At 61.0% G+C, this 25,295-nt stretch carries 26 protein-coding genes; 19 read left to right on the top strand and 7 right to left on the bottom strand.

The annotated features are described in order from the left end of the window. From GGQ90_RS24700 to GGQ90_RS24690, 3 genes are all read left to right on the top strand, one after another. Positions 1-1,144, top strand: a 1,144-nt coding sequence (locus GGQ90_RS24700; protein WP_223178435.1) for a TetR/AcrR family transcriptional regulator C-terminal domain-containing protein, incomplete at its 5' end; no start/stop codon positions are given. A gap of 82 nt (positions 1,145-1,226) precedes the next feature. After that, positions 1,227-1,607, top strand: coding sequence for a succinate dehydrogenase, cytochrome b556 subunit (sdhC, locus tag GGQ90_RS24695; RefSeq protein ID WP_072598908.1), 381 nt, complete (start codon positions 1,227-1,229; stop codon positions 1,605-1,607). A gap of 240 nt (positions 1,608-1,847) precedes the next feature. Beyond that, positions 1,848-2,258: a hypothetical protein gene (locus GGQ90_RS24690; protein WP_072598907.1), complete on the top strand. Its 411-nt coding sequence runs from the start codon at positions 1,848-1,850 to the stop codon at positions 2,256-2,258. A gap of 3 nt (positions 2,259-2,261) precedes the next feature. On the opposite strand, the gene GGQ90_RS24685 is transcribed toward GGQ90_RS24690, so the two are convergent. Beyond that, on the bottom strand, positions 2,262-3,296 hold the full coding sequence (locus tag GGQ90_RS24685; protein WP_072598906.1) for a site-specific integrase: 1,035 nt from the start codon (positions 3,294-3,296) through the stop codon (positions 2,262-2,264). Positions 3,297-3,673: 377 nt separating this feature from the next. Here GGQ90_RS24685 and GGQ90_RS24680 point away from each other — a divergent pair, with 377 nt between their 5' ends. Beyond that, on the top strand, positions 3,674-4,171 hold the full coding sequence (locus tag GGQ90_RS24680; RefSeq protein ID WP_158011109.1) for a MarR family winged helix-turn-helix transcriptional regulator: 498 nt from the start codon (positions 3,674-3,676) through the stop codon (positions 4,169-4,171). Here the strand turns inward: GGQ90_RS24680 and GGQ90_RS24675 are convergent. The 3 genes from GGQ90_RS24675 to GGQ90_RS24670 all read right to left on the bottom strand — a co-directional run bounded on the left by GGQ90_RS24675 (position 4,160) and on the right by GGQ90_RS24670 (position 5,708). Beyond that, complete coding sequence (locus tag GGQ90_RS24675) at positions 4,160-4,813, bottom strand: CerR family C-terminal domain-containing protein (protein WP_072598904.1); 654 nt, start codon at positions 4,811-4,813, stop codon at positions 4,160-4,162. The genes GGQ90_RS24680 and GGQ90_RS24675 overlap by 12 nt on opposite strands. 32 nt (positions 4,814-4,845) lie before the next feature. Continuing rightward, the gene (locus tag GGQ90_RS29110; RefSeq protein ID WP_158011107.1) at positions 4,846-5,088 is read right to left on the bottom strand and encodes a hypothetical protein; all 243 of its coding nucleotides are present in this window, start codon (positions 5,086-5,088) and stop codon (positions 4,846-4,848) included. Between the two features lie 245 nt (positions 5,089-5,333). After that, positions 5,334-5,708, bottom strand: a complete 375-nt coding sequence (locus GGQ90_RS24670) for a phasin family protein (protein WP_072598902.1) — start codon at positions 5,706-5,708, stop codon at positions 5,334-5,336. A 164-nt stretch (positions 5,709-5,872) separates the two neighbouring features. Between GGQ90_RS24670 and GGQ90_RS24665 the strand changes: the two genes are divergently transcribed. The 3 genes from GGQ90_RS24665 to GGQ90_RS24655 all read left to right on the top strand — a co-directional run bounded on the left by GGQ90_RS24665 (position 5,873) and on the right by GGQ90_RS24655 (position 9,921). Next, entirely contained in the window at positions 5,873-6,625 is a 753-nt protein-coding gene (locus GGQ90_RS24665) for an acetoacetate decarboxylase (RefSeq protein WP_072598901.1), read from the top strand. A gap of 72 nt (positions 6,626-6,697) precedes the next feature. Next, positions 6,698-9,145, top strand: a complete 2,448-nt coding sequence (locus tag GGQ90_RS24660; RefSeq protein ID WP_072598900.1) for an FAD-dependent oxidoreductase — start codon at positions 6,698-6,700, stop codon at positions 9,143-9,145. Further along, the gene (locus tag GGQ90_RS24655; protein WP_072598899.1) at positions 9,142-9,921 is read left to right on the top strand and encodes a 3-hydroxybutyrate dehydrogenase; all 780 of its coding nucleotides are present in this window, start codon (positions 9,142-9,144) and stop codon (positions 9,919-9,921) included. Before GGQ90_RS24660 ends, GGQ90_RS24655 begins: the two co-directional genes overlap by 4 nt. Positions 9,922-10,000: 79 nt before the next feature. Here the strand turns inward: GGQ90_RS24655 and GGQ90_RS24650 are convergent, their stop codons facing one another. Both GGQ90_RS24650 and GGQ90_RS24645 read right to left on the bottom strand, forming a co-directional pair. Then, entirely contained in the window at positions 10,001-10,612 is a 612-nt protein-coding gene (locus tag GGQ90_RS24650; protein WP_072598898.1) for a TetR/AcrR family transcriptional regulator C-terminal domain-containing protein, read from the bottom strand. A gap of 156 nt (positions 10,613-10,768) precedes the next feature. Next, positions 10,769-11,674 carry a LysR substrate-binding domain-containing protein gene (locus GGQ90_RS24645; protein WP_072598897.1) on the bottom strand — a complete coding sequence of 302 codons (906 nt, stop codon included), beginning with the start codon at positions 11,672-11,674 and terminating at the stop codon, positions 10,769-10,771. A 273-nt stretch (positions 11,675-11,947) separates the two neighbouring features. On the opposite strand from GGQ90_RS24645, the gene andAc reads away from it, so the two are divergent. From andAc to GGQ90_RS24595, 10 genes are all read left to right on the top strand, one after another. Further along, on the top strand, positions 11,948-13,198 hold the full coding sequence (andAc, locus tag GGQ90_RS24640; RefSeq protein WP_226998730.1) for an anthranilate 1,2-dioxygenase large subunit AndAc: 1,251 nt from the start codon (positions 11,948-11,950) through the stop codon (positions 13,196-13,198). Next, complete coding sequence (andAd, locus tag GGQ90_RS24635) at positions 13,195-13,671, top strand: anthranilate 1,2-dioxygenase small subunit AndAd (RefSeq protein WP_072598895.1); 477 nt, start codon at positions 13,195-13,197, stop codon at positions 13,669-13,671. The genes andAc and andAd overlap by 4 nt, the downstream gene beginning before the upstream one ends. Before the next feature lie 107 nt (positions 13,672-13,778). Further along, positions 13,779-14,552, top strand: a complete 774-nt coding sequence (locus tag GGQ90_RS24630) for a chlorocatechol 1,2-dioxygenase (RefSeq protein ID WP_072598894.1) — start codon at positions 13,779-13,781, stop codon at positions 14,550-14,552. Between the two features lie 28 nt (positions 14,553-14,580). Beyond that, on the top strand, positions 14,581-15,303 hold the full coding sequence (locus GGQ90_RS24625) for a dienelactone hydrolase family protein (RefSeq protein WP_072598893.1): 723 nt from the start codon (positions 14,581-14,583) through the stop codon (positions 15,301-15,303). After that, positions 15,300-16,361, top strand: a complete 1,062-nt coding sequence (locus tag GGQ90_RS24620; RefSeq protein ID WP_072598892.1) for a maleylacetate reductase — start codon at positions 15,300-15,302, stop codon at positions 16,359-16,361. Before GGQ90_RS24625 ends, GGQ90_RS24620 begins: the two co-directional genes overlap by 4 nt. 68 nt (positions 16,362-16,429) lie before the next feature. Next, positions 16,430-16,756 (top strand): non-heme iron oxygenase ferredoxin subunit, encoded by a 327-nt coding sequence (locus GGQ90_RS24615; protein ID WP_072598972.1) that lies wholly within the window; start codon positions 16,430-16,432, stop codon positions 16,754-16,756. Beyond that, the gene (locus tag GGQ90_RS24610) at positions 16,746-17,969 is read left to right on the top strand and encodes an NAD(P)/FAD-dependent oxidoreductase (protein ID WP_072598891.1); all 1,224 of its coding nucleotides are present in this window, start codon (positions 16,746-16,748) and stop codon (positions 17,967-17,969) included. Before GGQ90_RS24615 ends, GGQ90_RS24610 begins: the two co-directional genes overlap by 11 nt. Then, the gene (locus tag GGQ90_RS24605) at positions 17,966-19,123 is read left to right on the top strand and encodes a muconate/chloromuconate family cycloisomerase (protein ID WP_083579358.1); all 1,158 of its coding nucleotides are present in this window, start codon (positions 17,966-17,968) and stop codon (positions 19,121-19,123) included. Before GGQ90_RS24610 ends, GGQ90_RS24605 begins: the two co-directional genes overlap by 4 nt. Before the next feature lie 11 nt (positions 19,124-19,134). Next, positions 19,135-19,479, top strand: a complete 345-nt coding sequence (locus GGQ90_RS24600) for a YciI family protein (RefSeq protein ID WP_072598890.1) — start codon at positions 19,135-19,137, stop codon at positions 19,477-19,479. Positions 19,480-19,932: 453 nt separating this feature from the next. Then, the gene (locus GGQ90_RS24595) at positions 19,933-20,334 is read left to right on the top strand and encodes a hypothetical protein (protein WP_072598888.1); all 402 of its coding nucleotides are present in this window, start codon (positions 19,933-19,935) and stop codon (positions 20,332-20,334) included. A 79-nt stretch (positions 20,335-20,413) separates the two neighbouring features. On the opposite strand, the gene GGQ90_RS24590 is transcribed toward GGQ90_RS24595, so the two are convergent. Beyond that, complete coding sequence (locus GGQ90_RS24590) at positions 20,414-21,295, bottom strand: LysR family transcriptional regulator (protein WP_072598887.1); 882 nt, start codon at positions 21,293-21,295, stop codon at positions 20,414-20,416. Positions 21,296-21,656: 361 nt separating this feature from the next. On the opposite strand from GGQ90_RS24590, the gene GGQ90_RS24585 reads away from it, so the two are divergent. Beyond that, positions 21,657-23,951 carry a TonB-dependent receptor domain-containing protein gene (locus GGQ90_RS24585; RefSeq protein ID WP_188084226.1) on the top strand — a complete coding sequence of 765 codons (2,295 nt, stop codon included), beginning with the start codon at positions 21,657-21,659 and terminating at the stop codon, positions 23,949-23,951. A gap of 142 nt (positions 23,952-24,093) precedes the next feature. Beyond that, complete coding sequence (locus tag GGQ90_RS24580; protein ID WP_072598970.1) at positions 24,094-25,287, top strand: muconate/chloromuconate family cycloisomerase; 1,194 nt, start codon at positions 24,094-24,096, stop codon at positions 25,285-25,287. Positions 25,288-25,295 lie beyond the last annotated feature (8 nt).

Genomic DNA, 25,295 nt, shown 5'->3' with positions numbered 1-25,295 from the left:
CGATCTCGATACCCGTTCGCATGCCGCATCGTCGCACGGCACCGAAAGAATGGGAATCCCTCAAGCGGACTCATTCGTTCCGATCAATCCACTAGCACACTTTCCAAGGTCGCGCGCGGTGGCGGCAAATGACAATCATCCGACTTCGTATCCGCAGGAAAGGGGAGGGCGGATTGACCAGAATGGCGTGCCGCCGCCAGAAAGTCGCTTGTCCCGGCTTGAAACGGCTGTGCTCGCCTTGGCCGAAGCGGACGGTCCGTCGAGCCTTTTCGAGCCTTCGAAAGTTCGCAGATGGTATCGCGTCGTAACAGGAACGCGGTTGCCCAACCGTCTCGCGAACCCGCGGCTTGAAGCGCTCCGGCGTTTCGCGATCCTGGCCCGCGTCGGGCTTGCGAGTGATGCCGACGAGCGGGTTCGGATTCGGAGGGCGGGTTTCGACACCGAACAGATTAATGAGATAGCGGACAGGGCCTCCGCGTTTCACGAACCGCAGGGCGTCTTCTCCGCGCTGTCGATGTGGCGGCACCGCGCTTTACTGAAGCTGCTTTCGAAGCAAGTCGCCTCCCATGGAGACATGGGAGAGGAAGCGGCAAGCCAAGATGACGACCAGTCGCCCCATGGAGGTGAGCAACCCAGCGGCGATCATGTTGCGCCGGTGCGCCCCCTGAACGCAGATTTAAGCGCTCATTGGACCATTTTTCTGGGAAATGAGGGTGATGGTCCCGACCTTCGCACCATCCTCACCGATTTCGGACGGCGGTTGCTTGCGGCGATCACCTCGCCGACGCTCTTACCGATTTTTCGGGCGGTAGTTGGCGATTCTGAAATGTCGCAAGGCTCGATCAGGCAATTCTTTGAAGATGGGCCTCGCGCTGTGACCGATGGCCTCGCCGACGTGCTTCGGAACGCAGCTATGCGGGAGGAGATTGTCGTCGACGACTGCGCGATCGCCGCCCAGCAGTTCGTGGGCATGGTGCGCGCCAACATCCATCTGGAGGTGGCTCTGGAACTCCGGCCCGCCCCTGCGCGGGAAGAAATCGAACACGTCGTTCACCAAGCCGTCGAAATCTTCCTGCGGGGGATCGAATACGAGAGTCCCGCGCCGTTCGGGAGATCGCCCGCGGCCCAGCACAGGCGGCGATAGTGGCCACGTCTTACCACGACGATTCGCACACTACGCGCCCGTTTCTGACCCAACATGCATATCATAAGGGATGAATCGGTAGATGGCACAGCGACCGCAATCACCGCACGCAACAATTTACCGGCCCCCCATCGCGATGATGACTTCGATCATGCATCGCTTCTCGGCTATTGCGATTTCGCTGGTAGGCATGCCGATATTGCTCTGGTGGCTCTGGGCGATCGCTGACGGCCCGAAGGCATATGAGCGCTTTGCCCACTTCGCCGCGAGTTGGGTCGGCACCTATATCCTGTTCGGATTGAGCTGGTGCGTGTTCCAGCATCTCGCTTCGGGAGTGCGCCATTTAGTAATGGATATCGGAGCCGGTTATGAACTCAGGACCGCGCGCCTGGGCGCTTGGAGCACCTTCCTGTTCTCGTTCGTCATGACCTTGGGATTCTGGGCAATATTGGCGCTGAAGTGAGATATGGGGTATCAGGTTATGCGTTCTCCCAAACATCAAGGGTTTCAGAATATATTTGAGACCCTGTCTGTGACCAACAGCGTAGGGGCGACGATCCAGCTTTGCGTCTTGGTTGCGGCACTTTGCGCGATTTTCAGCACGTTCTTCTGGTGGATACGGTAATGAAGATGGTCGAGCCTCCCCAACCATGGGTAGGTGCGTCACCTCTTAGTCCGACATTGGCGTGACGGACTATCGTTGATGAGCGGGATTCTGACGTTGCTGCACCAGCACCCGCAGATCGAGCAACGCGCCATTCTCATTTTGCGAAACCTGGCGGGCAACGCCGGCGATCGAGCGCGGGCGCTGGAAACGATCGAGTCGCTCGGCGGGACGCGCACCACGCACGTCGCGCTGGCGCGATTGGTCGGCGCGGCACTCGCGATGGGCTGCGAACTGCTCCCGATCTACGCATCGCACGTTTCGAGTGATGAACTCGCGCTGCTGCGCCAACTTGCCCGCGTGCGAGGAAGTGCGGACTCCTCGACACTGCAAGGCGATATGGCGATGCGTGACGCGCTGGTGAAAGCTGCCCGCGCGTTCGATGACTTGGGCCTGTGCTTTCCTCCGGTCATTAAAGGGGAGGGCAGCGCTCCGGATGAGGGCGGCTGAAGATCAGAGGAACTTTTCGCCAGCGTGGTCGCGGAACATCTCGAAATCGCGCACGTAGTCGGCAAGCACCTGAACGGATTTGTGGCGGCTCACATCGCGCATCTTGAAGATGCTCGCGCCTTGCCGCGCAGCTTCCGTGAGAAAACCCGATCGCAGCGAATGTCCCGCATAGTCGGTCGGATCGAAGCCGGCCGCCGCTGCACAGCGCTGAACGAGACGAGCAACGGCGCGGTCCGACACGGGATCGGCCGTCAGCTCGCCACCGCGCGTCAGGCGCCGGAACAGAGGCCCGGATTCGAAGGTGATGAGAGGATTATTCAAGTTCCGTGCTGCTTCCATCGCTGCGTCGATCCAAGCGAGCAACAGCGCCTTGGGTCGGATGCGCCTGCCTTCGGGGATGGCGATGACGGCGCCTTCGCCAGACTGATCCGTCTTGGATCGACCGATCAGGAGGCGCAGTCCTTCGGGTGGTAGTTCGACATCATCAATAAGCAAGCCGGCCAGCTCGGAACGCCGCAGCGCCGCTGCCATGCCAATCGCCAGCATCGCGCGATCGCGGACCGCGCGCAGATCGTCGCCCTCGATGGTGCGGATCATGTCGCGCAGCGCGTCGGCATCGGCGGGGGCCTTGCGTTCAGGCCGTGTGCCGACCTCGCGGCGAATGCCGGCAAGCACTTCCTTGATCGCGGACGCGCCCGCCATTTCTTGTGGGGGGTCGAAGCCAGCTTGCCTATGGTGGTAGCCGATAGCGGCGAGCCGGCGGCCAATCGTCGGCACTTTCAGGCCGCTGTCGGCCTCGCTCGCCAGAAATGTCGCGACCGCGGCGGGCGTCGCTGGCAGGCTTTCCATCCCGCGAACGTCACACCAAGCGGTGAAGATATCCCAATCGGAGGCATAGGCACGTTGCGTCGCCGCTGACCGCGACGCCTTCGCATAGTCGGCCGCGCGATCGACCTCAGCGCGCAGGATGTCGGGCAGCGCCGGTTGCGGCACGGTCACGGGCAGGTTGCCGGTGTCGCTAGGATCGTCGGATGCCATCGCTGGACACCCTAAAACCCCCCCGCCAGACCGTCAATCTTATGTCCGAGAATCATAATTATCGGACATAATTGGCAACAGCACTCTTGTTGACCGAACGGTTCGGTTGATATAGACTCGCTGAGGTTTTGAGACTGCAAGATGGTCATGGTGCTGCACGCGAACGAATGCCGTCGTCCACATTGCCGGCTGCTGCCGTGGTTCCCGCGCTGCCGACACGCGGCCATTTCGCGTCGCAATGAGATTCAACCGCTTTCCGTCCCGCACGCCCCCCCGGGATGGAACGGGTCGCTCGCCACGCCCCCTGTTCCTCCCCGTGGCGAGCGACCTGAAGTTTCCCATATCGGTATGCGTTGCCCTTGATCGAGCCAGCGGCAATGACCGAAATGGTCCCTCCGGAGAGGTTCGGCGAGCTGCTGCGCGCTGCGTTTCGAGAAATGGAGGATTGGATCGAGCGACAGATCCGCGACAGCGGGCTTCGCCTCTCACATTGGTTGACGCTCAAATATATCGCGGACGGCCGCATATGTTTCATCGGAGACGTGTATCGGGAGCTTGGCATTACCGATGGTGCATCCACCCGGCTTATCGATCATCTTGAGCAGAAAGGTCTCGTGCGTCGAAACCGATCGCGCAAGGACCGCAGGCTGGTAGCGGTTGCGCTGCAACCGGAGGGAGAACGAATGGTCAGGCAGCTCCGGCTTCGCATCGAACGGCGCTGGCAGCGACAACTCGGCCCCTTCTGCGAAGCAGACCGGATTCACATCACCACCGCCCTCATACATCTCATCGACGCCTTCAGGTCGCTGGCTGCCGGCGAGAACGAGGCTTCGGACGCCGCAACGCCTAACAGGGACAGGTTATCAGCCATCTGAAGGAGCGACATCCAGCGTTGCTCTGCAAACGCCGCGCACGAAGCGCTCGATCCGATCCACATCGCTGGGTTTGGCCAGATCGAGTCCGGTGGTCCGCCGCATCAACTCCGGCGCCGCGCAAAACATACGAACATGGCTAAGGATAGCGAAGGTTTTAAGGCGAACTTCGGTGCTGCTCCATCGTTCTCCCCCGAGCTGGGCTATCAGCTCGCTGAGTCTGACGGTCACGCGTTCCAATATGGTCTCATATAACGAATTGAATGCTGGCGTCGGCTCCAGTTGTTCACGCAGCACGAACCTTTCCCACGGCTTGCTCTGACCTGCCAACATTAGATGAAGGAGATCGACGACAAGTCCGTCAATCTTCTCGAAGGCGGTCGCCTCGCCGAGCCAGATGTCCGCTCTTGCCCGCTCTAGGCTCGGAGCAAGCGCTTCTTGGCAGCGGTTGGCGATGTGCTGGGCGGCAGCAAGGTAAATACCTTCCTTCCCGCTGTAATGATAGGTGATGGACGACATTGCGGTGCCGGCCGCCGCGGCGATCGCCCGCGTGCTGGTGCCATCGATGCCATGTTGGCCAAACTGGTCGATGGCCGCGTCCAGAACACGGTCACTACAAGGCGAGGAGAACGCGCGCTTCGGCATGGCCGATACGATACGGCTACAAACCATCAACCTCAATCGCGGCCCCGATCGCGACGGTCCGGTGGGAGGGCCAAGTCAACCATGAGGCACGTCGAAAACAGCGCCACGCTCAAAACTATCCGGAGCGATGACTCAGGAAATCGGGTGATCGGTGACATCGGCTTTTCCAGAAGGGCGACTAGGTCCCTTTCATCCTGGGTGATCTCCTGCTGAGAGCCGGTAATCATCGGTCGTCCAAGGCAGGCCTCAAAGTTCAAAAACAGCGCGTCGAACACGGGCGCGAGAATCTCGCAAGCGAATGGCGCGAACGTCTGAACGAGTCGAGGCTGAACCGCCAGTTTTTCGCGCCGCGCAGCACACCAGCATCTGCCGGCTTCGAGAACGAAATCCCGATGGCCTGCGGCGGAGCTTTGTGCCTGCGCGACGCACATATACTTGGTCAGGCCCTTCTAGGCCCCTCTCCTTATCTCTCAGATCATGAAGCCAGGCGCGTCCCGAAGGCTCCAGTCCAATAGTTCCGTTAGTCCGACGTCAGATCCGTCAACGTCGTTTCAACCGTCTTTCCGAGATCCCGAAGATAGTCCCGGAAGGCGCTCAGTCGCGATTGGACGAACTCCGCCTGAAGCTCAGCCGCTTCCTTGAAATCCCGAATCTGCGTCAGCCGGGAGAGATGTTCCGCCGATGCCGTTGCCGCCGTTTGAGAATAGGCGATCGTTTTGGTGGTTGCCTCAACTGCAAGTTTGCTCGTTCGCGCGCTCGACGTCCGCAAGGCGTTCAACGACGCCTGCCTCGATCTGTTCGCCATATCGAGAAGCTGCTGCACTTGCTCGAAACCGGCATCGGCCGAGGTTGGCACGGTTGCCTTGCTGTCGGAAGAACTGTCGTTCGCAGGCATGATTCGATCCAGTTTTTGATGTTGCTTTCCTCGCTCGGATACCGCCTCATAGATAGAGAGTCAACCGAACGGTTCGGTTGACTCTCTTCACGCGGACGGAGTAAGCACAGCGCGGCAGGGGCGACGCAATCCAGCCAATGGCCAATCGGACAGGAACACTGCCTATGAATATCGATGACGTGCGGGCGCGCGCATTCGCGATGCCGCTATGCAATCCGGCATTTCCCCGCCCACCCTATCGATTCTACAATCGCGAATATATCGTCATCAAATACCGCACCGATCCCGATGCTTTGCGCGAAGTGGTTCCGGCGCCGCTTGAAATCGACGAGCCGATCGTAAATTACGAATTTATTCGGATGCCCGACTCCACCGGCTTTGGTGACTATACGGAAACCGGGCAGGTCATTCCCGTCCGCTTCAATGGCGAAGCGGGCGGCTATGTCCATTCCATGTATCTCAATGATGAGGCCCCGATAGCAGGCGGCCGCGAAATCTGGGGCTTTCCAAAGAAGCTCGCTACCCCCTCGATCGCACATGAATCGGACGTCATCGTTGGCAAGCTCCATTATGGAAGCTCGCTCTGTGCGCTCGGAACGATGGGCTATAAGCACGTCATTCTCGAACATGAGCCGATGCTTACGGCCCTGCGGCAGCCGAACTTCATGTTGAAGGTGATTCCGCATGTCGATTGTTCCCCGCGAATTTGCGAGCTGGTTCGCTATTATCTCGAGGACGTCGAGCTGAAAGGAGCGTGGAGCGGACCTGCCGCGCTCGATTTATATCCCCATGCTCTTGCCGATGTCGCTCGGTTGCCCGTGCGCGAAGTTCTAGGCGCGACGCACTATATTGCCGACCTGACGCTGGGGTTAGGCGAGGTCGTGCACGACTATCTGGGGCAGGAACGCCCCGGATGACACGCCATGAACAAGCGATCTGTCGCCGCAGCACCATCGCACAGCGCCGCCTCTCTAACGACAAGGTGGGCCATGAGCAGTGAGACGTTCGACTATCTGTTGCTAGGCGGGGGCCTGGCGAGCGCGACGGCGGCCGAGACACTAAGGCGCGAGGGCGCGGCCGGATCGATCTGTGTCCTGACGGCAGAGGATTTTCCTCCCTACCACCGCCCGCGGCTCTCGAAGCAGTATCTTCTCGGCACGTCGACCGAAGTCGATATTCTCGTTCATCCGGTCGATTATTACCGCCAGCAGAATATCAGTCTCATTCTGGGCATCGACGTCACCGGCATCGACCCGGCGTCCCGAACGGTCTCGGCCAGCGACGGCCGAACTTTCGCTTATGGCAAGCTCCTGATCGCAACCGGCACCCTGCCTCGATGCTTGGAAGTGCCCGGTTCCACCAAAGACGGAGTCTTTTATCTCCGCCGCAAGTCGGACTGCGATGCCGTGCGGGATTCGGCCCAGCCGGGACGCAATGCCGTAATCCTTGGTGCCAGCTTCCTGGGTATGGAGATCGCACTTTCGCTGATCGAGATGGGCCTGCAAGTGACCATGATCGACATTGGCGACCGTGTGCTGACACATTTGGAATCGCAGGCGATTTCAGCCTTCTTTCAGGACTACGCCGAGGGCAAGGGTGCAACGATCTTGCTGGGCGATACGATCAGCGAGGTCGTCGGCGATAGCCGAGTGACGGGGATACGGACGCGGGACGGCCGCGATATCGCGTGCGACATGGTCATTGTCAGCATGGGGGTCGAGCCGGCGACGCATTTTCTCGAAGGAAGCGGAATTCAACTCGAAAATGGTTTCGTTTCTGTCGACGACCGGCTGCGAACGAATGTCGAAGATGTTTTCGCAGCGGGAGACGTTACCCGTTTCTATGACCCTGTTTTTCGGTGCCGCCGCCACATCGAGCATTGGGACAATGCGGTCCGCCAGGGGCGGCTTGCCGCCCGCAACATGCTCGGGCAGCGGCTTATATATGATGAGGTGTCCTATTTTTATTGCGAAATAGGCGAACTCGGATTCGATATGCTCGGGGTGCCGGAGCACGCCGACGAATGGATAAGCCGCGGAGATCTCAAGGACCAGAGCTACGCTCTTTTCTATATGCGCGATCAGGTTCCTCGGGCCGCGTTCATGATGGGGCGACCTACGGGTGAGATTCGCGTTGCCGAAGGATTGATCCGCTACAGAGTCAATCTCGATCAATACAAGGAGCGGCTGGGCGACCCGGCCTATCTGCTCGACAAAATTCCCATGCAGAAAGTGCTGGTGCTGCAAGGCGGTGGCGCGCTTGGCGCCTTCGAATGCGGAGTGGTCCGCGCACTGGAAGAAGAACGAATCTTCCCTGATATCATCGCGGGCGTGTCGATCGGGGCGCTCAACGGCGCCATCATCGCCGGCAATCCGCATCACGCGACGGAAGCGCTCAAATCGTTCTGGGACGATATTACGGTCGTGGCGCCCCCGTTGCCGCTTGCTGAGATGCGCCGGGGTGCGGTTGCAGCCCAGATCCTGGCCTTCGGCGTGCCGAACTTTTTCAAGCCGCGCTGGATGCCACCGTTCGATCTCACATCCTCTTGGACGGGCTATTATGACACGGCCCCCATGCGGCATCTGATCGCAAAGTATGTTGATTTCGCCAGTCTCAAAAGCAGTCCGGTCAGGCTCCTGGTGGGCGCGGTCAACGTAAGCACCGCGCAACTGGAGGTGTTCGACAGCTACGTCGATGACATGACTCCAGACCATGTTCTGGCGAGCGGGAGCCTCCCGCCTGGCTTTTCCTGGACGGTTGTTGACGGAACGGCCTATTGGGACGGAGGGATCGTCAGCAACTCGCCCTTGGATCTTGTGCTGGATCGCTGCGGACCGGATGGAAAGCAGGTCTATATCGTCGATCTGTTCGCCGGGGAAGCTCCGCTTCCGACCAACATGATCGAGGTGCTCGCCCGTCGGGATGAGGTGGTCTATTCCGAGCGGATCAGGAGCGATCTTCGCGCGCGCGAAATGACCGACGCTTACCGCAGCATGATAAATGTCATCCTGTCGGGCATCGATCCGGTGGAGCGCGCAAAGATCATGCGCCATCCTCGGTTCATCCAGTTGATGGGCGATGGTTTCGCCAACGAGATCGTCCGCTTTCAACGCCCCCGTCGCGCCGGCGAAGCATCGTCCCGCGATTATGACTTCTCCGATGAGTCGGTCCGATACCTGCAAGATGAAGGCTACGCGCTCGTAAAGCAGACACTTGCCGAAGCCAGCAAGGCCGGCGTGTCGGCCACGCCCGCGGCAAACCCAGCGCTGCAAAAGATCAAACAGGCCGAAGCGGTCGCGGGTGTTGCCTCTCCCGGAACATCGCATTCCGGCGCAGACGCCATTCTCCAAGGGATCGTGCAGGCGGAGGCCCAGACCAAAGCTGACCCCGCTCACAAAATCCCATCGAAATCGAAAAGCAGAAAGGAAAATCCATGACATTAACAGGCAAGGTCGCCGTCATCACAGGTGCGGGGAGCGGCATCGGCAACGACATCGCCCATGAGTTCGTCCGCAACGGAGCGAAGGTTGTAGTCGCTGACCTCCAACTCGAAAAGGCTGAGGCTGCGGCAGCCGCTCTCGATCCTAGCGGCGAGACAGCGATGGCCGTGGCGATGGACGTGACTGACGAGGCTCAGGTGGAAGCGGGTATAGAAGCCGTTATCCAGCGATTTGGCCGGATCGACATTTTGGTGTCGAATGCGGGGATTCAGATCGTCGCGCCGCTCGACCAATTTAAATTTTCCGACTGGAAACGGCTCCTCGCCATTCATCTTGACGGCGCATTTCTAACGACGCGCGCTTGCCTCAAGCATATGTATGCCCAAGGTGGCGGTAGTGTGATCTACATGGGGTCAGTGCACTCCAAGGAGGCATCCGTCCTCAAGGCTCCCTATGTGACCGCGAAGCACGGCCTGATCGGGCTCGCGAAGGTGGTCGCCAAAGAAGGCGCCCCCCACGGCGTCCGCGCCAATGTCATATGTCCAGGTTTTGTCAGGACGCCGTTGGTCGAGAAACAGATCCCTGAACAGGCGCAGGAGCTTGGAATCAGCGAGGAGGACGTTATCAAGAAGGTGATGCTGAAGGAGACGGTCGACGGCGAATTTACCACCGTGGATGATGTCGCCCGGACCGCAGTGTTCCTTGCGGCCTTCCCTACCAACGCCCTGACGGGTCAGTCCATCGTCGTCAGCCACGGCTGGTTCATGCAGTAGGCGAATGTGTCGAGATACCCTGCGGCGCCGGTGACGGGCGGTGCCCTGCATCGCCCCATTCGCTGTTGAGACATCCCGCTTATGACCGGCGTCCATAGGCGGCCGTGAAGGTTTCGACGGCCGAGTCCACCAGATGATCGATCTCGACCCGATCAGGCGCTTCGCGGACGCAAAACAGAAATTCGAGCATGATATCCGCCTGGCATAAGCGGACGAATTGCGAGGCGGCGAGCGAGACGTCCGCAATATCATAGTGCCCCTGGTCTGTGCAGCGTTGCAGGAATGCGACCAACTTATCATGCGCGGCCTTTGGGCCGCCCTCATAGAACAATCGTCCAATCTTTGGAAATCGGCTCGCCTCTGCGATAACCAGACGCAGGATCGCAGAGACGGTCGGATGGGTGGTCAGTTCAAGGTATCGTATGCCGAGTTCGCGGAGCACGGCAGTAGGATCATCGGTTCGCGTGGGAAGTTCGAAAACGGGAGCGACGCGCGCTTCAATTTCCGCGTGCATGAACTCCTCGAACATTTGCTCCTTGCTATCGAAATAGGTGTAGAGCGTGCCCTTGGACCCTGCCCCAGCCTTGGCGATCTCCCCCATTGATGTGCCAGCGAACCCATGTTCGAGAAACAGCCGCCCCGCGACGTTGAGGATGTGCGTTCTCTTGTCGATGTGTTGCTGGCTTGCCATCGTCGCTCCTGGTGCATCATTTGGACAACTCTGCCGATTTGGCGGGTGTTAAGCCATGGCACCATACCGAACGGTTCGGTTGATGTCACGCCATCTATGGAAACGCGAGGTTGTCCTGCCCATCTGAGAACGGTCGTCGACACGCGGTGGAGCAGGCTAGTCCGCGATCGGCTCAGTGCCGCAGATGTCGCGCATCCGTTCGACAAGCGGCATGCGGTCTTCCCGCCGTGAAATCATAAACACTGTTACGCGCGGGTCTTCGTCGAGTGGAACCAGCCGCGCGGCGCTCACATCGGAGAGCGTGCCACGGAGGTCCGGCACGAGCGCCACGCCATAGCCTGCGGTCGCCATCGTGATCGCGACTGGCATACTCTCCACTTGCTGCCGGATATAAGGCTCAAAGCCAGCATCGTCGCAGATCTGGCATAGCCGCTCGTATGAGGCGGAGTAACCGTGCTTTGAAAGCGCCAGGAACGGCAGACCCACGAGATCTCGCGCCGAAACGCTCTGTCGGTCGGCCAGCGGGTGATCCTGCGAAACACAAAGCATGAGCCGCACATCCAGCGCCGGTCGCACATCAAGGCGATCGGTATCGCTGATACCCGCGTGATCGAGGGCGAGATCGACGAACCCGACGTCCAAATCACCCCGCAGCACCCCCATATACTGCTGATCCGACGGCTTGCGCGAAAGGATCAACTCGGCCGATGGAACCTCATCACAAAATCGCCTGAGATATGGCCGCAGCTTGAGCAGCATGATCGAACTCATGAAACCGACCGAGATGGTCCCTGCCGCGCCTTGATCGGCTCGCCGGGTCTCGGCTACAGCCTCCTGAGCCTGCGAAAGGACTTCCCGCGCTCGCTTGAGGAAGGTTCGGCCCGCTGCGGTCAATTCCACGCCCCGACTGTTCCGGACAAGCAGTTTCGCCCCCAATTCGGCTTCAAGCGCCGCAATCTGCTGGCTGAGGGGGGGCTGCGAGATATTCAGCCGCGTCGCGGCCCGGCTGAAATTTAGCTCCTCCGCGACCGCCACGAAATATCTGAGATGCCGCAGTTCCAAATCAGGGACTCCACCCATTTGCTCCACGCACGTCGAGCGAGGCTGCGTATCGCGAGACGCCACCGCCATACGTTTCGACTATGGAGGCGATTTGTCAAAGGTATTTGACCTCTTCAGCGCGCTGCATAAGCTGCAACACCGGAGAGGCCATTATGGGAAAGACGACGATAACAACATCTCTCGCGTCTTTCAATAAATCGGCCTGCATCGAAGAATAGAAAAAGAGACCAGCTTCGCGCTAGCCGCGTTGCATGGCATAGCAGGAGTGGGATTGTGAACGCCGAAGCACTTACTTTTCCAAGGGACGATGGTTCGCGCGTTCCTTATACTGTGTTCAGCAGTCAGGAAATCTATGATCGAGAGCAGGAACGCATCTTCCGCGGGCCTGTGTGGAACTTCCTCGGACTCGAAGCCGAAATCCCGAACCCGCACGATTTCAAGCGCACCTTTGTCGGCGATACTCCGGTGGTCATGACGCGCTGCGCGGACGGCAGCCTCGCCGCCTGGGTCAATCGCTGCGCCCATCGCGGCGCGGAAGTGTGCCGCGCCAATCGCGGCAACGCCCAGACGCATGATTGTGTCTATCATCAGTGGAGCTACGCGCCCAATGGCGATCTGATCGGCGTCCCGTTCCGCCGTGGCCAGAAAGGCGCCTGCGGCATGCCGGCCGACTTCAAGCCCGCCAACCATGGGTTGCAGAAGCTTCGCGTTGACAGCTATCGCGGACTGGTCTTCGCGACTTTCAGCGAAGAGGCGGTGCCGCTTCCGGACTTTCTCGGTCCGATCATGCGGCCCTATATCGACCGCCTCTTTCACAAACCGGTGGTCTATCTCGGCTGCACGCGGCAATATTCCAGCTCGAACTGGAAGCTCTATTTCGAGAATGTGAAGGACGCCTATCACGCCAGCCTCCTTCACCTGTTCCACACCACCTTCAACATCTACCGGGTCAGCGCGAAGCTGGTTCTCAAGCCTGACACCGATGGCCTGAGCAGCGTGTTCTTCGCCGCCAAGGGCGACGAAAACGAAGCGGTCGACGCCTATAAGGCACAGAATATCCGCACCTTCGCCGATGGCTTCCGTCTGGAGGATGATTCCGTGCTCGGGCTCATCAAGGAATATGATGAGGTGACGACCAACCACATCCAGGCGATCTTCCCCCAGCTTGTCCTCCAGCAGATTCACAACACGCTCTGCGCGAGACAGCTCCTGCCCAAGGGGCCGAGCAACTTCGAACTGGTATTTCACTTCTTCGGCTACGAGGACGACACGCCGGAGCTACGCGCGCTCCGCATCAAGCAGGCCAATCTGGTCGGCCCCGCCGGCTACATCTCCATGGAAGATACCGAGGCGACCGAGCTGGTCCAGCGCGGCACGGCCACGGCGCCGAACGCCTTTTCCGTGCTCGACATGGGGCGCGGCGCCGAAGGGAACGAAAGCTCGACGATATCGGAGCACATGATCCGCGCCTTCTGGCAGGGCTACGCCAAGATCATGGATCTCCCGGTGGAGGATGTCCAATGAACCAGGCGATCGCACTGCGCTCGGAGATCCAGGAGCTGCTCGATTCCTATGTCGAGACCATCGACAATGACGATCTGGAGGCTTGGCCGGACCATTTCACCGACGATTGCCTCTATGAGATCATCCCCAAAGAGAATGTGGATTTCGACCTCCCGGCGCCGCTGATCCGGTGCGAGAACAAGCACATGCTGCGTGATCGTGTCACAGCCTTGCGGAACGCGAACATCTACCCGCCGACGATCTACCGCCATTTCGTGTCGGGACTGAAGATTTCGCGCCATCAGGGCGATGAGGTCGAGTTCACCGCGAACTACCTGGTCATGTCGACCGGCCTCGAAGGCGAGACGAAGATCTATCAGGCCGGCCGCTATGTCGATCGCGCCGTTCGCCTCGACGGTCGATGGCGGTTCGCGAGCAAGCGCGCGATCTTCGACACGAGCCGCGTGGCGACGCTGCTGGCCCTGCCGGTCTAGCCTAGATACGAAATCCGTATGGCTAGGCCATCATAATAGTATTTTTCGGTATGCCAGCCGGAGGGCTAGACTCAGACGCGAAGAAAAGAGGCGTTAGGAGCGGAGAGATGAGCAACAATCGTATTGATGCCGTGGTGTCTGACATCGTGAACGGAATTCGTCAGGCGCTTATCAAGCATGAAGTGACGTTCGACGAATATCGGGCCGGCGTCATGTATGCCGTGAAAACGGGCGAGGCGGGCGAGATTCCGCTTTTGCTCGACGTCTTCCTGAACTCGACCATCAGCGACATCGAGAATGCCGCTTACGGCGGCACGGAGGGGACTATCGAAGGCCCCTATTATCTGCCGGACGCGCCCCTCATTTCGAACGGCGGCGAGATTCTTACCTATGACGACGATCGCAACGTCCCGATGATCGTGCGCGGCACGGTTAAGGATCTCCAAGGCAGGCCCATCGCCGGCGCTACCGTCGACATCTGGCATTCGACGCCGGACGGCTATTATGGCGGCATCCACAACGACATCCCGGCAAACTATTATCGCGGCAAGGTTCTGACCGACTCCGAAGGTCGATACTTCGTCCGTTCGACCGTGCCCGTCCCCTACAAGATTCCCGACCAGGGGCCGACCGGCGCGCTACTGGAGATGATGGGGGGACATAGCTGGCGCCCGGCGCACGTTCACTTCAAGGTCCGCGCGGACGGCTATCATACGCTCACCACGCAGAGCTATTTCGAGCAGGGCGACTATGTTGACGACGATTGCTGCAATGGCGTTCGTCAGGTCCAGATCAAGCCCGATGTGCGGGAAAATGGCGAGAAGGTGATCGAGAACGACTTCCAACTCGCACCTGACGTCATCGCGTCGCGCGCGGCCTGAAGCCGGTTCTTTCCAAGAGGTTTTCATCATGTGTCACATCGAGCAATGCAGCTCGTTTCCGAGCGGCGATGCAGGCGTGCTGTTCCAGGACGGCGAAATCAGCGGCTATCGGTTCGGAGACGATGCGTCCGACCGTCGCATCGCCGTCTTGCCGGACATTTACGGCTGCACCTCGTTCTACCGGGGCTTTGCCGCCTACCTTGCCGCCCGCGGCGCTGTCGTCGACCTGATCCGCACATTCGAGGATCTTGGCAAGCTCGCCGAGCATACACGCGAAGCGGCGTTCGAACGGCGTCATCGGCTGAAGGACCGCACTTTCGTCGATGCGTTCGAGCGTTATGCGCGGCGGCGTGGGATCGGCGGAGTCGTCGGCTTCTGCATCGGCGGCCTGTTCGTCTATGAGTTGGCGCGCAGGAACCTGCCGGCCGCACTGGTCAGCTTCTACGGCTTTCCGCAGGGGCTTCCCAACCAGGAAGCGGTCGATGTCCCCCTCACCTACCTCGACACGGTGACGACGCCGCATCTGACGCTGTTCGGGGCCGAAGACGATCTGATATCTGAGGAAGTCCAGACGCGGCTGGCGGACATCGGCCAGCGTCAGCCGGCGTGTCAGGTGCGTGCCTTCACCGGATCGGGACACGGCTTCCTGACTGATCTCGACGGAGCCGATGCAGGCCGTCGCGACAATGCCGCCAAAGCGCTCGCGCTCTGCGAGGAGGCGCTGTTTGTAACGGCGCGGACGACCGCATGAAGCCCTTCGTCTCCGACGTCCCCGCCTCGCGCGTCGTGTTCGGGGCGGGCACGCTGTCGGATTTGCGATCCGAGGTCGCCCGTCTCGGCATTAACCGGGCGTTTTTCCTCTCGACCGCCGCCCAGCGCGAGACGATCGCGGTGGCGCGAGCATCGATGGCCGATCTCTTCGCGGGCGAGTTTGCCGACGCGGCCATGCATACGCCGGTCGCCGTCACCGATACGGCGCTCGCGATGCTGCGCGCGGCCGATGCCGACGGCCTCGTTTCGATCGGGGGAGGCTCGGCGATCGGGCTGGGCAAGGCGCTCGCCCTTCGCACCGGCCTGCCGCATCTCGCCGTTCCGACGACCTATGCGGGGTCCGAAATGACGCCGATCCTCGGCCAGACCGAAGAGGGCGTGAAAACGACGATGCGCGATCCGGTCGTCCAGCCGGCCAGTGTCCTCTACGATGTCGAACTGACGCTGACCCTGCCTGCCCAGATGTCGGGCGTGAGCGGCCTCAATGCAATCGCCCACGCGGTCGAGGCGCTCTATGCGTCCGATGCTGACCCGATCATCCTGCTGATGGCCGAAGAGGGTATCCGCGCGCTCGCCGGCAGTCTGCCGCTGATCGCCAAGGATGCACAGAATGGCGAGGCCCGATCGGACGCGCTTTATGGCGCCTGGCTTTGCGCTACATGCCTCGGACGCACGACGGTCGCGCTCCATCACAAGCTATGCCATGTGCTGGGTGGAACATTCGATCTCCCCCACGCCGAGACGCACGCCGCCGTCCTGCCCCATGCCTGGGCCTATAATGCGCCCGCAGTGCCGGAGGCGGCGGCAAAGCTGCGCAGGGCCTTGGCCACCGATCGACCCGCGCAATCTCTCTTCGACATGACGGCCTCGTTCGGCGCGCCGACCGCCTTGCGCGACCTTGGCATGCCAAAGGACGGAATCGACCGGGCGGTCGAGCTGATCTTCAAGAATCCCTATGCGAATCCGCGTCCGCTGGAGCCGGACGCAATCCGTGCTCTGCTCGAGGACGTCTGGGCCGGCCGGAGGCCGAACGCGTGATGGCGCCGGACGATGACCCCGTGGACCGAACCGGCAGCGCGGCGAGGCTCCAGATTTTGGGAAACACTATGAGTTGGATCGATATAGGCCCTGTCGGCATCGTCGACGAAGGTGAGGTTGCCGGCGTCAACGCCAATGGCACGCCGCTCGCCATCTTCTGCAAGGAAGGTCGCTTCTTTGCGCTTCATGATCTGTGCACCCACGGCCAGGCCAGGCTCTCGGAAGGGTTCGTCGAGGATGGCTGCATCGAGTGCCCCTTGCATCAGGGTCTTTTCGACATCGAGACGGGCGAGCCGCGATCGCCGCCGGTGACGGTGCCAGTGCGGACCTATGGCGTGCGCGAGAATAACGGCCGCCTGGAGGTCATGCTGGAAAGTCAGGCCGATGAAGGATGAGGTCTTTGTCGTGGTCGGCGGCGGCCAGGCCGGTGGATGGATCATCAAGACGCTTGGCGCGGAGGGCTTTTCCGGCCGTATCGTTCTGATCGGCGAGGAAAGGCATCCTCCCTATGAGCGGCCGCCGCTTTCGAAAAATGCGCTGCGCGATGCAGAGGCAGTTTCCGAGACGGCCCTTTTGTCAATCGAGAACCTGGTTGAAGCCAATGTCGAGAGCTGGCTGGGCGAAGAAGTCGTCGAGATCGATCGCTCCGCGCAAACGGTTCGATGTGCGAGCGGCCGCGAGATCCGCTATGATCGGCTCTTTCTGGCAACGGGGAGCCGACCCCGCGTTCCCGACTGGATGGCCGGGCAGACATCAGACCGTATTCATCTGCTCCGCACCATCGATGATGCCGCCGCCCTCCGTTCCAGCCTCTCCGGCACGAAGCACCTCCTCATCGTGGGCGGCGGCTGGATCGGCCTCGAAGTCGCGGCCACGGTCCGCAGCCTTGGCATTGCCGTCACCGTGGTCGAAGCCGCGCCCCGGCTGTGCCAGCGCTCGGTCCCGGAGCCGGTCTCCGATTGGCTGAGGGCGCTGCATGAGAGCCATGGCGTCGCCTTTGTCATGGGCCGCTCGGTTGTCCGGCTTGCGGTGCAGCCTGACGGTCTCATGCTCGAACTGGATGACGACACTGCCCGGATCGCGGACCGCGTGCTCGTATGCGTCGGCGCAATTCCCAATGTCGCGCTCGGCGAGCTGGCCGGCCTGGACGTGAGCAATGGCATCCTCGTTGATGAATTCGGTGGAACTTCGGACCCGCGGATTTTTGCTGCGGGTGACGTGGCCTGCTTCCCTTGCTGCTACGCGGGGCAAGTGACCCGACGCGAGAGCTGGGCAAACGCCCAGAACCAGGCCATCGCCGCCGCGAAGGCCGCGTTGGGCAATCACGTCCGCTACGCCGACCTGCCATGGCTTTGGTCCGATCAATATGGACACAACATCCAGATCGCCGGACTTCCGGAACGGGCCACAAGCACGCTCTACAAAGCGGGGCCTGCCCCCGGCAGCGGCTGCTGGGTCGGCCTCGATGCCCAGAACCATCCGGTCGGGGCTGTCGGCGTGGACGCGCCGAAGCTGTTCCGGCCGATTCTCAAGGCTCTTAAGGATAACGCAGACATGGATCTCTCCGACTGGCAACCGACGCATTTCTGCCGCGGAGCTGCCGCATGAGCGCGGAAGTCGCCTTGCTCCAAAAGCGGCGCGCCGCTGCCCTGCCGGCGGCGCTGGTGCGGTCGGTCGAGACCTTCATCGTCGACATCCCGCTGCGGCGCGTCCACAAGCTCAGCCGCGCAGTGCTCACTCACCAGAGCTACCTGATCGTTCGGCTCACGACGGCCGATGGCGTTCAGGGCATCGGCGAGGCGACGGTTCCGGGCGGTCCCTGGTGGAGCGGGGAATCCGTCGAAGCGATGCGCGCCCTGTTCCTCAACCATATCGCGCCGCTGCTCGACGGGCGCGACATATTCTCGGCAAACGCCATCATGGCCGAGATCGATCAGGTTGCCTATGCGAACGCCGCCCTCAAATCCGCGGTCGAAACGGCGCTTCTCGATGCGACCGCCCGCACCCTGTCGATCCCGATGAGCGGCCTGTTCGGCGGCAGGATCGCAGACGCGTTGCCGGTGCTCTGGGTGCTGGCGACCGGCGAGCTTGAGGCCGATGTTGCCGAAGCGCAGGCAAAAATTGACGCCGGACTGCATCGCCGCTTCAAGATCAAGGTCGGCCGCGGCGATCCCGGCGACGATGCGCGACGCGCCGTCGAGACCGCCAGCGCGATTGGCTGTCCCTGCTCGATCGATCTGAATGAGGCGTGGAGCTTTGCGGACTCGACGCGCGCATTGGCTGTTCTCGATGGCTCTGGCGTCGATATTCTCGAACAGCCGCTGCCCCGCGCCGATCTTCCGGGGCTTGCCGATCTCGCGCGGCGCTCCAGCCTCGCGATCATGGCCGACGAGAGTGCTTGCAGCACGACCGACATGATTTCGGTTATCCGGGAACGCGCTGCCAGTTATGTGTCGCTGAAAATCTCGAAAGCCGGCGGCCCGAGCCGGATGCTCGCGATCGCCCGTATGGCGCAGGCCGCTGGCATCAATCTGTTCGGGGGCACTGCCCTGGATAGCTCGATCGGCACCGCCGCCAATCTCCAATGCTGCTCGACATTGCCGCTCGCCGGCGGGACCGAACTGTTCATGCCGCTCCTGCTCGCGGACGACATTCTGGAGGAGCCGCTGATCTACCGGGACTTCTGCGTGGAGGTGCCGTCGGGCGTTGGCCTCGGCGTGACGATCGATGATGCCAAGCTACGCCACTACGAGCGCAAATAAGGAGCATCCCCATGCCATTTTTCGTCGCCACCATTGAGAACAAGCCGGGGACCGAGGCAGCGCGGGCACGCGCCCAGGAAGCGCATCGTGAATATCTCCGCGCACAGGCCCACCGCATCCTTATCGGCGGCGCCGTGCTTGATGACGCGGAGACCGCGCCCCACGGCTCGGTCTATGTCTTCGAGGCTGAGACTGCGCGCGACGCGCAGCGCTTCACCGACGAAGATCCGCTGACGGTGGCGGGAACGCGCAGCGCCATCACCATCCGCCCATGGCGGCAGGCGGTGTTCAATCGCGACTATGTTCTCGGCACGCCCGAAGCGGGGGCGCCCTTCCCCGTCCCTGTGCGAGATTGAACTCGATCGGCTGCGACGGCCATCGGCGGCAACGCGAATATCACCGGAAGAGATAATCGATCAGGAGGAGCCATGAAATCATCGGCAACAGGAAATCCGGCGGGCTGTGTATTGCCGGACAGGACAATCGTGACACGCCTGCGAAAGCATGTTCATAAGCAGACAGACGAAAGTCTGAATGATCGTTTCGGTATCAGCTATAACACATGGCGCCGGCTCATAAGCGGCCGACCGGTAAGGGCGTCCCTTCTCTCACGCCTGGAGATGCGTCTGGATTTGATCGAGCAACGATCGACCGACCTGAAATTGGACTCCTGAACCGGGTCAGTTTGGCCAGCCGCCGCCGATCCACCACGATCGACGTGACGTTTCGCCAGGATCGATCACCGGCAGGCCGGCGGCGCCGCGTGGCGCCGTCGCGGAAATAAATATAGACATGAAGGACGGTCATCGATGAACGCGGCTTTCGTTTGGCTGCACCAACGCTCGCAAATCGATCAGCTCGTTGTTCTCCTCTTGCGCTCCCTGGCGGGCGATGCATCTGCTCGCGCGCAAGCCATGGAGGCTATTTTCTCGCTAGGTGGAACGCGTGCCGCGGTTGTATCGCTAGCACGCCTGGTCGGCGCCGCGCTCGCCGCGGGATACGAGCTGCTCCCACTATCAGCGCCGGATATCTCTATCGACGAAACAGCATTGCTCCGGCAGCTCGCGCTCTCGCAGCATGGTCTGGAATTGGGTGCCGCAAACCGCCACGCTGACTTGGCCGGCTTGTTGTCGGCGGCCGCTGACGCGTTGGAAGGACTCACATTACGCCTATCGCCTTCCGCCCGTGCGATCGCGAGGGGGATTAATTGAAGTCGGGAAGTCAGAACAGGGTATGCGAACGGAACTTACCGCGTCCGCCAAATGGGACGGTTCGCATTCCAATATTCTCCTATTTCATCATTTTGTGAACGACGTCCAGAAATGCCACCGTCGCGGGTCTCAAAGTCTCTTTAGAATACATGATATTGATCGGGATGATTGTGTCTGGTCCCGATATATGCCGAAAGCGAATATGGGGCCAATTGAGCGCAGCGACTGACTCAGGGACGATCGACACGGCAATTCCGCTCGCCACCAGCCCCATCGCCGACGTCACATCGTCCGTTACCTGAATCACATGCGGCGTGACCCCTGCGTTTCCAAGGAAGTGCAGGACTTCATCCGCAAAATTCGGGCGGCCGCCCTGAGGGAACAGGACCAGCGGCTTCGTCGCGACCTCGCCCGGATCGATATCGCCGTTCTTGTCGTCGGCCGACATTGCGGGGAAGGCCGCCATAAGCCTTTCTGTGCCAACCGTTTCGATCTCCATATCGGCTTCGATGGGGTAATAGCGCGCAAACCCGACATCGAGGCGATGCGCGCGCAGGGCCTCGATCTGCTCGGCCTTTCCGACCGTATGCAGCACAATCTCAACATCGGGCACTTCCGAACGAAAGCGCCGCAGAACCTGGGGAAGATAGCCATAGATGCTGGAGCCGTAGAAGCCGATCTGAAGCTGGCCTCGCTCGCCTCGACCGGCGGCGCTGCTCCTGTCGACCATCCGCTGCACCTGGGTCAGCGTCTTGCGAGCTTCGGCCAGAAATTCGACGCCTGCGGGCGTAAGGGACACGCCTTTCGTGCTTCGGGTGAACAGCGCGTGACCGACCTCCGCTTCCAGCGCCTGGATCGCTCGTGTCAGCGGTGGTTGAGATACATTCAATAATCGCGCTGCGGCGGTGACGTTCTGCTCCTCAGCGACTGCGACAAAATAGCGCAGTTGATACAGCTCCATCCAACCCTCCCGGCGATGCGCGAAACGTATGACCTACCCCATCTAATAGTATTTTCCCGCATTGCTACCCGGATTTAAGGTTCAAGATCAGCAGTGGACCTGCGCTCCAAGCGCGTGGGTCAGCCGCCATCAAAAAATGAAAACGACAATAATCGCAGGTGGAACAGGTTGATGTTCTGAAAAAGGGGAGTGGGAAATGAAAAGCAAAGCTATCGAAGTCCAATCACGCGCGCAGTGTTTATCAAAGGCAGGCTACAGATCATCTTCTGCGCTCGGCCTGGTTCTGGTTGTTGTCGGTTGTCTCGTTTCCCAGCCGGCATTTGCCCAGGCAGAGCCTGACGCAACGCCGGAGCCCGCGCCAGTGACAGACACGCAAAGCGCGACCGGCAATGCCCGCAATGCTGACGCTTCCGCTGATATCGTCGTAACCGCGAACAAGCGCGAACAGTCGCTCAAGGACGTCGGCATGTCCATCAGCGCGGTCGGTGGCGACCAGCTCCGCTCACAGGGCATCACCGACGTCAAAGATCTTGTTCGTGTCGTTCCAGGCCTCACCTTCGCCGTCAGCCAGAAAGGCGCCCCCGTCTATACGATACGCGGCGTCGGCTATTATGAGGAATCCCTAGCCGCTTCGCCCGCCGTGAGCGTCTATGTCGACCAGATCGGCTTTTCATTCCCGATCGAGGCGAAGGCCGCCGGTCTCGATCTCGAACGCGTCGAGGTGCTGAAGGGGCCGCAGGGAACCCTCTACGGGCAGAGTTCCACCGGCGGCGCAATCAACTACATTGCCGCGCGGCCGACCCACGACTTCGCCGCAGGCTTCACCAGCAGTTTGGAGCGCTTTGGCCGCTTCCAGTTCGAAGGCTATGCAAGCGGGCCGATCACCGACACCTTGCGGACTCGCATCGCGGTCGCCACCGAACAGTTCGGCGCCTGGCAGAAGAGTCACACGCGCAAGGACAAGATCGGTGACGCCGACATTTTCAAGGCCCGCTGGCTGACCGACTGGACGCCGACCGACAGATTGACCGTGCAGCTCAACATCAATGGCTGGAGCGACCGCGGCGACCCGAACGAAGCGGCGCTTCTCGCCGTCACGCCTCAGACTCCGAGCCGGGTTTTTCCGGTTGAGCTGACCCAGCCGATCGCGCCGAACAGGCCGGGCGTCGCGGACTGGAGCACGGATTTCCCGCAAAGGACCAAGCAGGATTTCTGGCAGGCTGCGCTGCACGTCGATTATGACCTCACCGATGATATCACGCTCACGTCGCTATCGTCCTACCAGAACTTCCGTCAGCACGACGCGCGCGACACCGACGGCAGCACCTTGTCGGTTTTTCATGTCCGGGTCGACGGCTCGATCGATTCCTACTCGCAGGAGCTTCGGCTTGCCGGTCGCGCTTTCGATCGGCGCCTGAACTGGCTGGTCGGCGGCTTCTACTCGCACGACCGCGTCAACGAGGTCGACACGTCGCGCTTCGACACCAATAGCAGCAATCCCGTGTTCGCCGGCTTCGGTATCGGAAACCTAACCGGCATCGGTGCCAAGAGCCTGCAACATACCGAAACCAAGGCCGTGTTCGGGAACATCGATCTCGACGTGACCGACCAGATCACGCTGCACGGCGGCGCCCGCTATACGAAGACCGACATCGATTTTACCGGCTGCACGTTCGGTCTGGATACGGTGTGGCCGCAGGGCATCAATATCCTGCAAAGCCGGCTTTTCCCGACCGGACCGCGTTTCCCGGTCGAACCTCTCGCTTGCGCGTTTGTGGGCGCTCCCGATGTCACGGGCCTCGTTCGCCAGGAGCTAAGCGAGGATAACGTGTCCTGGCGCGCGGGGGTCGATTTCAAGCCGGTCCAGGGGACGCTGCTCTATGGTTCCGTCAGCAAGGGCTACAAGCCCGGCAGCTTCGGCACCATCAACGCCTCCGCCGTCAGCCAGCTCGCCCCGGTCGTGCAGGAATCGGTGCTCGCCTATGAACTTGGCTTCAAGACCGATCTCGGCATGCGCGCAATCGACCTGACGGGTGCGGTCTTCTATTATGATTATTCGAACAAGCAGATCCGCGGCCGCATCCTCGATCCCAATGGTGTGCTGGGCGCGATCGAAGCGCTAGTCAATGTCCCGAAATCGCGCGTGAAGGGTGCCGAACTCGATCTTACGATCCGGCCGATCGACGGTCTCACCCTGAACGGAGGCGCCGTCTATCTCGACACCAAGGTCACGAAGGACTTCGCCAATTACGACCCCTTCGGCGCGCCGGTCAATTACAAGGGCGATCCCTTCCCGTTCACGCCGAAATGGACATTGCGGGGCGCGGCGAATTATCGCTTCCCGATCGCCGATGGCCTCGATGCCAATCTGGGCGGCGACGTCAGCTATCAGTCGAAGTCCTATAGCGCTTTCGGGCTAAATCCGGCGGTGGAAATCTACCCCGACAGCCTGTTCAACATCAAATCCTATGCCCTCGTGAACCTTCAGGCGGGCATTTCGTCGGCAGACGGGAAATGGGAGGTGTCTATCTACGGCAAGAATGTCTTCAATAAATTCTACTGGACGGACGTGTTCCGTCAGATCGACAATACTTCGAGGCATATCGCGCCACCGGCTACGTATGGCGTTCGCGTGCAATTCAAGTTTGGATCGTAACGTAAAGCGCGCGGTGCGTTTTTCATTGCCTCCAGACCGAGAAATGCACCGCCGCGCATCCGTCGGGCCGTCGACACGATAGCCGCATCAAAGCAACCTATGTGTAATGAGCGGGTCTCGCGGCCCGTGGGAGAAATATACTGTGCCCGATATCATCATCCGCGATATCGAATCGATCATCGTCGATTTGCCGCTGAGGCGATTGCAACGCTTCTCGGCACTTGCGGCCCAGCGCCAGAGCCTGGTCGTCATCCGCATCCGGTCGACCGACGGCATTATGGGTGTCGGCGAAGCCTCCATCCCAAGCGGCCCATGGTGGGGCGGCGAGTCGGTCGAAACGATCAAATCGATCGCGGACATCTATCTGGCGCCGGTCCTGATCGGGCAACGCGCGACCGATATGGCCGTCCTGCGCGCGCGCATGGACGAGGCGGCCTTCGGCAACAGCTTCGCCAAGGCGGGCCTCGAAATGGCGCTGTGGGATCTGATCGGTCACACGCTGGAGCAGCCGGTCCATGCGCTTCTCGGAGGCAAGGTGCGCGACAGCCTCAATGTCGCGTGGCCGCTTGCAACTGGCGATCCGCGGCAGGAGATCGACGAGGCGCTTGCCAAACTGGAGGCCGGCGAAGCGTCGGCATTCAAGCTGAAAATGGGCGCCGTCGAGTTGAAGCAGGATGTCGCTCGCGCGTGCGAAGTCACGCTGGCGCTCCGTGACCGGGCCGGAATCCGTGTCGATCCGAACGAGCGCTGGACGGAGGTCGACGCCTTATGGGCGATCCCGCGTCTTGCCGAGGTCGGTGTCGAGATGATCGAGCAGCCACTGCCACGCGAGGATCTCGATGGCCCCGTCCGTCTCCAGGCGCGCGCCGCGATGCCGATCATGCTCGACGAGAGCATCCGCACTCCCCACGACATGCTGGAGGCGGCGAAGAAGGGCGCCGGCGCGCTCATCTCGCTCAAGATCATGAAATCGGGTGGCATGGTGCCGTCGCGCGCGGTCGCGGATGTCGCGCTCGCGGCCGGGGCCGCGCTCTATATGGGCACCTTCCTCGAATCCTCGCTCGGCACGTCCGGCAATATGCAGTTCTGCGCCACGCTGCCGCATCTCCCGCTCGGCGGCGAGCTGGTCGGACCGATGCTTGTCGCCGACGACATCACGGAGGAACCCGTCCGCTATATGGATGGTGCGCTGCAACTCCCGAAGGGTAATGGCATTGGCGCGCGGATCGACGAGGATAAGCTGAAATCCTATCGCCGGGATCGCGCGCATACCACTGTTACCGCCAGCACGGGCCAGGGCGGCGGCGGCACCAAACTCGCAGTCGCGGGGGAGTGAGGGTTCGC

The organism is Sphingobium scionense, from assembly GCF_014197035.1.
GTDB lineage: Bacteria > Pseudomonadota > Alphaproteobacteria > Sphingomonadales > Sphingomonadaceae > Sphingobium > Sphingobium scionense.
Note: the sequence above shows the minus strand (reverse complement) of the source record. Positions and strands in the feature narration are given on the sequence as shown.

Excerpts from the sequence above, each read along its gene's own strand:
- GGQ90_RS24590 (WP_072598887.1), bottom strand. The coding sequence starts at position 21,295 with ATGGAGCTGTATCAACTGCGCTATTTTGTCGCAGTCGCTGAGGAGCAG.
- GGQ90_RS24615 (WP_072598972.1), top strand. The coding sequence starts at position 16,430 with ATGAGTTGGATCGATATAGGCCCTGTCGGCATCGTCGACGAAGGTGAG.
- GGQ90_RS24600 (WP_072598890.1), top strand. The coding sequence starts at position 19,135 with ATGCCATTTTTCGTCGCCACCATTGAGAACAAGCCGGGGACCGAGGCA.
- GGQ90_RS24595 (WP_072598888.1), top strand. The coding sequence starts at position 19,933 with ATGAACGCGGCTTTCGTTTGGCTGCACCAACGCTCGCAAATCGATCAG.
- GGQ90_RS24605 (WP_083579358.1), top strand. The coding sequence starts at position 17,966 with ATGAGCGCGGAAGTCGCCTTGCTCCAAAAGCGGCGCGCCGCTGCCCTG.
- GGQ90_RS24660 (WP_072598900.1), top strand. The coding sequence starts at position 6,698 with ATGAGCAGTGAGACGTTCGACTATCTGTTGCTAGGCGGGGGCCTGGCG.
- GGQ90_RS24620 (WP_072598892.1), top strand. The coding sequence starts at position 15,300 with ATGAAGCCCTTCGTCTCCGACGTCCCCGCCTCGCGCGTCGTGTTCGGG.
- GGQ90_RS24650 (WP_072598898.1), bottom strand. The coding sequence starts at position 10,612 with ATGGCAAGCCAGCAACACATCGACAAGAGAACGCACATCCTCAACGTC.
- GGQ90_RS24670 (WP_072598902.1), bottom strand. The coding sequence starts at position 5,708 with ATGCCTGCGAACGACAGTTCTTCCGACAGCAAGGCAACCGTGCCAACC.
- GGQ90_RS24665 (WP_072598901.1), top strand. The coding sequence starts at position 5,873 with ATGAATATCGATGACGTGCGGGCGCGCGCATTCGCGATGCCGCTATGC.
- GGQ90_RS24680 (WP_158011109.1), top strand. The coding sequence starts at position 3,674 with ATGACCGAAATGGTCCCTCCGGAGAGGTTCGGCGAGCTGCTGCGCGCT.
- GGQ90_RS24690 (WP_072598907.1), top strand. The coding sequence starts at position 1,848 with ATGAGCGGGATTCTGACGTTGCTGCACCAGCACCCGCAGATCGAGCAA.
- GGQ90_RS24610 (WP_072598891.1), top strand. The coding sequence starts at position 16,746 with ATGAAGGATGAGGTCTTTGTCGTGGTCGGCGGCGGCCAGGCCGGTGGA.
- GGQ90_RS24655 (WP_072598899.1), top strand. The coding sequence starts at position 9,142 with ATGACATTAACAGGCAAGGTCGCCGTCATCACAGGTGCGGGGAGCGGC.
- GGQ90_RS24685 (WP_072598906.1), bottom strand. The coding sequence starts at position 3,296 with ATGGCATCCGACGATCCTAGCGACACCGGCAACCTGCCCGTGACCGTG.
- sdhC (WP_072598908.1), top strand. The coding sequence starts at position 1,227 with ATGGCACAGCGACCGCAATCACCGCACGCAACAATTTACCGGCCCCCC.
- GGQ90_RS24625 (WP_072598893.1), top strand. The coding sequence starts at position 14,581 with ATGTGTCACATCGAGCAATGCAGCTCGTTTCCGAGCGGCGATGCAGGC.
- GGQ90_RS24675 (WP_072598904.1), bottom strand. The coding sequence starts at position 4,813 with ATGCCGAAGCGCGCGTTCTCCTCGCCTTGTAGTGACCGTGTTCTGGAC.
- andAd (WP_072598895.1), top strand. The coding sequence starts at position 13,195 with ATGAACCAGGCGATCGCACTGCGCTCGGAGATCCAGGAGCTGCTCGAT.
- GGQ90_RS24630 (WP_072598894.1), top strand. The coding sequence starts at position 13,779 with ATGAGCAACAATCGTATTGATGCCGTGGTGTCTGACATCGTGAACGGA.